The organism is Tangfeifania diversioriginum, from assembly GCF_900141875.1.
GTDB classification, from domain to species: Bacteria; Bacteroidota; Bacteroidia; order Bacteroidales; family Prolixibacteraceae; genus Tangfeifania; species Tangfeifania diversioriginum.
In genome coordinates this window covers 1-3,513 of the sequence record NZ_FQZE01000072.1, presented here as the reverse complement: position 1 = coordinate 3,513, position 3,513 = coordinate 1, and the positions used below count along the sequence as shown (strand labels likewise).

Annotated in this window: 9 protein-coding genes and 1 pseudogene; all 10 read right to left on the bottom strand. The window is 35.7% G+C overall.

Annotated elements, in window-relative coordinates; all coding sequences use genetic code 11:
* Positions 1–329 precede the first annotated feature (329 nt).
* Positions 330–740: a putative toxin-antitoxin system toxin component, PIN family gene (locus BUC07_RS20395; protein WP_073174189.1), complete on the bottom strand. Its 411-nt coding sequence runs from the start codon at positions 738–740 to the stop codon at positions 330–332.
* Positions 737–967 (bottom strand): hypothetical protein, encoded by a 231-nt coding sequence (locus tag BUC07_RS20390; RefSeq protein WP_073174191.1) that lies wholly within the window; start codon positions 965–967, stop codon positions 737–739. Before BUC07_RS20390 ends, BUC07_RS20395 begins: the two co-directional genes overlap by 4 nt.
* 123 nt (positions 968–1,090) lie before the next feature.
* Entirely contained in the window at positions 1,091–1,267 is a 177-nt protein-coding gene (locus tag BUC07_RS21200) for a hypothetical protein (protein WP_217652749.1), read from the bottom strand.
* Positions 1,233–1,334: pseudogene (locus tag BUC07_RS21715) on the bottom strand (Txe/YoeB family addiction module toxin); the annotation flags it as partial. The pseudogene BUC07_RS21715 and the gene BUC07_RS21200, both read right to left, overlap by 35 nt.
* Before the next feature lie 161 nt (positions 1,335–1,495).
* Entirely contained in the window at positions 1,496–1,708 is a 213-nt protein-coding gene (locus BUC07_RS20380; RefSeq protein ID WP_139279677.1) for a hypothetical protein, read from the bottom strand.
* Positions 1,709–1,896: 188 nt separating this feature from the next.
* The gene (locus BUC07_RS20375) at positions 1,897–2,379 is read right to left on the bottom strand and encodes a hypothetical protein (protein WP_073174185.1); all 483 of its coding nucleotides are present in this window, start codon (positions 2,377–2,379) and stop codon (positions 1,897–1,899) included.
* A gap of 21 nt (positions 2,380–2,400) precedes the next feature.
* Positions 2,401–2,703 (bottom strand): nucleotidyltransferase domain-containing protein, encoded by a 303-nt coding sequence (locus tag BUC07_RS20370; protein WP_073174183.1) that lies wholly within the window; start codon positions 2,701–2,703, stop codon positions 2,401–2,403.
* Positions 2,704–2,777: 74 nt separating this feature from the next.
* Positions 2,778–2,966, bottom strand: coding sequence for a hypothetical protein (locus BUC07_RS20365; RefSeq protein WP_073174181.1), 189 nt, complete (start codon positions 2,964–2,966; stop codon positions 2,778–2,780).
* A 208-nt stretch (positions 2,967–3,174) separates the two neighbouring features.
* Entirely contained in the window at positions 3,175–3,414 is a 240-nt protein-coding gene (locus tag BUC07_RS21710) for a type II toxin-antitoxin system RelE family toxin (RefSeq protein WP_394333219.1), read from the bottom strand.
* Positions 3,323–3,513, bottom strand: a 191-nt coding sequence (locus BUC07_RS21395) for a hypothetical protein (protein WP_245792741.1), incomplete at its 5' end; no start/stop codon positions are given. The genes BUC07_RS21395 and BUC07_RS21710, both read right to left, overlap by 92 nt.

Here is a 3,513-nt window from a genome sequence, read left to right as displayed (position 1 = left end):
GCTGTTAGAGTTGTTAGTTTGTTAACAGTTTTAACAGACTAACATTTTTAACAATCTTAACAGTCTTTACTTGTTTGCCTCAAACGGGTGTTTTGCCAGCGGCAGTTTAGCCAGTGGGTGGGTTTCGCCTTTTAATCCAAGAGGTTTCTGGTGCCGGATGTTGTAAACGGTTTGTATGGCTTTTTGGGTAATGATTGTTCTTCGAAGTAGTATTGTTTCAAAAAGGTTTTAAGTTTAAGGAACTGGTTATTGGGCATGGTTTGCAGTAGGTCCCGTTTACAAAATTCATCGTAAACCCCGACCGGCTGATATAGCCTTTTGAAAAATACTCATCCTGCTGTATTTTCAAATTGTGCAAGTGTAATTACTTTGTACCCAAGCTTTGATGCTTCTGTATGAAGTTGTTTGTCACCTGTTACCAGTAGTGATGCTTTAGCCGCCCTGTATAAGTCCAGCAAATAATTATCTTTTCTGTCAGTAAGCTCATTTGCTTTTAATTCAATATCAATGAATTTACAGAGTTTAAGATGGATCTTTACAGCTTCATTGATTTCATTTTGCCGAATGTATTTTTTGAATTTTTTTCTTTGTAAAACTTGCTCAAATTCTGTAACGAGATTTTTGCACGTGGCAATTTCAAAGGTATTTTCCAGAATTATTTTAACAAGGGTATCATATTTTTTCGATAAGAGGTAACTTATCCAGATGTTTGTATCAAGAATAAAAACTTCTTTCTTCATTTTTTTCCTGCCCTGTATTCCGAGATCTCAGCGACAATATTTTCCATATCCAAAGAATTGCTTTTAATTTTTTGGGAAAGTTTTTTTGAACGATAGAGCAACGTTTCTTCTTCCAACTCCTTTTCTATTTTTAGTTTATCCTTAATTGGCAGGGACTTAATAAGCTTTAACAGATCATTAAAGTAAAAAGGTATATTGTAAGTTTTGTTATATTCCTGTGTTTCCATGTTTTTATACATTTTTAGTTTTCAAAGTTACAAAAATTGGAAATACTTAACAATTTCCCGATTGTTTGCATTTTATACGTGCAATATTGACCGTGTTAGTATTCTGTTTCTTTTGAAATGATTTTACTTATTTGCTTCAAACGGGTGCTTCGTCAGCGGCAATTTAGCCAGCGGATGGAAATCGCCTTTTAAACCCCGGGGTGTGGCGTTGCGGATGTCGAACACGGTTTGAATGGCTTTTTGGGTATCGTATATAAGTAGAATTTCACTTATCGGAATAATGCCCTTTGGCTGAAACAACGAAAACAGTTACAATATCTTCATTCACCTGATAAATTATTCTGTCTTTTCTATTAATTCTTCGTGACCAGCAATTGGCAAAATTGAATTTAAGTTGTTCTGGTGAGCCAACACCTTCAAACGGATTTTAAGAAAGTTCTTTGAAGATTCGTTCAATTTTTTTGATTGCAGAAACTTTTCCGGTTTTTTCCCACTCTGTTAGATGTTTTTTTGCCCTGTCGGATATGGCTATTTTATACTTTCCCATAGATTGTCGGGGTCAATATAAGAAATACGCCCGGCTTTAATGTCCTCAAGTCCGGCTTCAATTTCTTTCACATTTACGGGATCCGAGAGGTATTCATCCAATAAAGAATTCTCGCCTTCACCTTTTTTTGCATTGCGCATCACTTCAATACTTTTCAGGTAAAGAAGATATGCTTCGTATTCAGCTCTTGTCATTTTTACGGTAATCATAGTTGTCTGCTAAATGTACTGTTGCAAATTTAATGATATATATTAAATATTTAAAACCTTCCTTCGGTTAGTTCTTTACCCCGCTACCGCACGATTGTCGCATAGCGATCACTACGTGGCATCGTGTGGTATTATTTAACGACAATGACATCATCCGACACTTACACGGTGGTTTATTTCCCAAACCGGGATTCGATGTAGTTTTCCACCTCCTCCCATATCTCTGTAATTAGTTGGTAATGTTTGCTTAACAGGTTTAACCCCTGAATTACTTCGTCGGTTATAAATGGGTACTCGTGGGTAACAATGTTTCTTGTTTCCCGAAGCAAAATCCAATCATCTGCGCTGGTAATTATTTCCAATTCTTCAAGTTTTACGAGTCGGTCGATAAATGGTAATCTTTTGACTTCTTCACCAAGATTTTCAAGGATTGCAGGGAATAACCTTCCTCCCATGCTATCCTGCAGTTTTGAAAAACGAAAAATTAACTGGTCAAAGAAACTCAGTTCTTCAGGTTTTAATCTTATATATTTTTCCCTGTCAAGGGGGAAATGTATTTTAATTTTTTCCCAGGCAAAACTCATACGCTGGCAATGAATAGTGCAAAGTTGAACTGCCTCATTTAATTTGTCCCTTTTTTCAGAAAGGTTTTCCATTTTCAAAATATAAAGGATGGATTATAATTCTATTTTTTGCCGGATAACAGAGCGGTAAAAATTTTTCTTTTGCCTTGTATTGGAATTGTCAAAAACCACATCGATTTTCCGGTCACCAATTTTTGTTTTAAGCTCTGTTAGAAAATGAATTTTTGTCTCTAATGTTAAGGTTGTTTCGTCATTATTTTTTATAAGCAAGTCAATATCTCCTCCTTTTTTACGATCGTCGGTCCTGGAACCAAACAAAGAAACAGTTGTTTCCTTCCCGAAATATTTTCTGGCAAGTTTATTAATGATATCAATTTGCAACTTCCTTAAACGCATGATCCAAAGGTATAAAAATTTTGAACATCATTTTGGCGACTATAAAAGTGTATCCCATTGCCAGTAAGGCAATACTATTTAATAACAATAACATCCAATAAACCTCTTTCTCCGTTGGCGCAGATTTGTCCCGAAGGGACCACAATGTGGCAATCTGTGCTTTGTTTTGAAAAAACAATAAATTCAGAAAGTTCTTTTTCGTGGCTGCCAATGTCTTCGGAGAAGGGTTCTTTATCGCGGCCTATGAGGTTGAGAATGTTCATGATATTTTTGTTAGAGTTGTTAGCTTGTTATTTGTTGTGAGTTTGCCGCGGTTTCCCCCGCTGGCGCATATTTGTAATATGTGCCTTGTTTTGCAAAAACAAAAAAAATGTATAATGCATTGTATTCTTCTGAAAAGCTTGTTATTTTTTATCAGCCCTACTGGCTGAGGTACGGATTACAAATCCGCACCAGCAAAGTGGGAAATTATTACGGGTAAAATTTATACATGTCTTTTCTATGCAGGAGCCTTTCAAAGTAAATTGTATTATTTTCATATCTTATCCCTGCCCGGTAGTTTCCGAAACGCAACCTGTAATAATTTTTATATCCCTGAAGTTTTTTAAGTCCGGGGATATCAAACAAATGATTGTATTCCTGCAAATGATCGAAAAGAAATGTTTCTACCTTCTTTCTTTGGCCCCTGGGAATTTTGGCCAGTTCTTTCAAAAAGGTTTTGTTTATCCTGATTTCCACAAGAATAATTATTTATCCAACTTTCGATAGTATTCTTTTGCTTCCTGCAAAGAAAGGTTATCAGCTGGATTA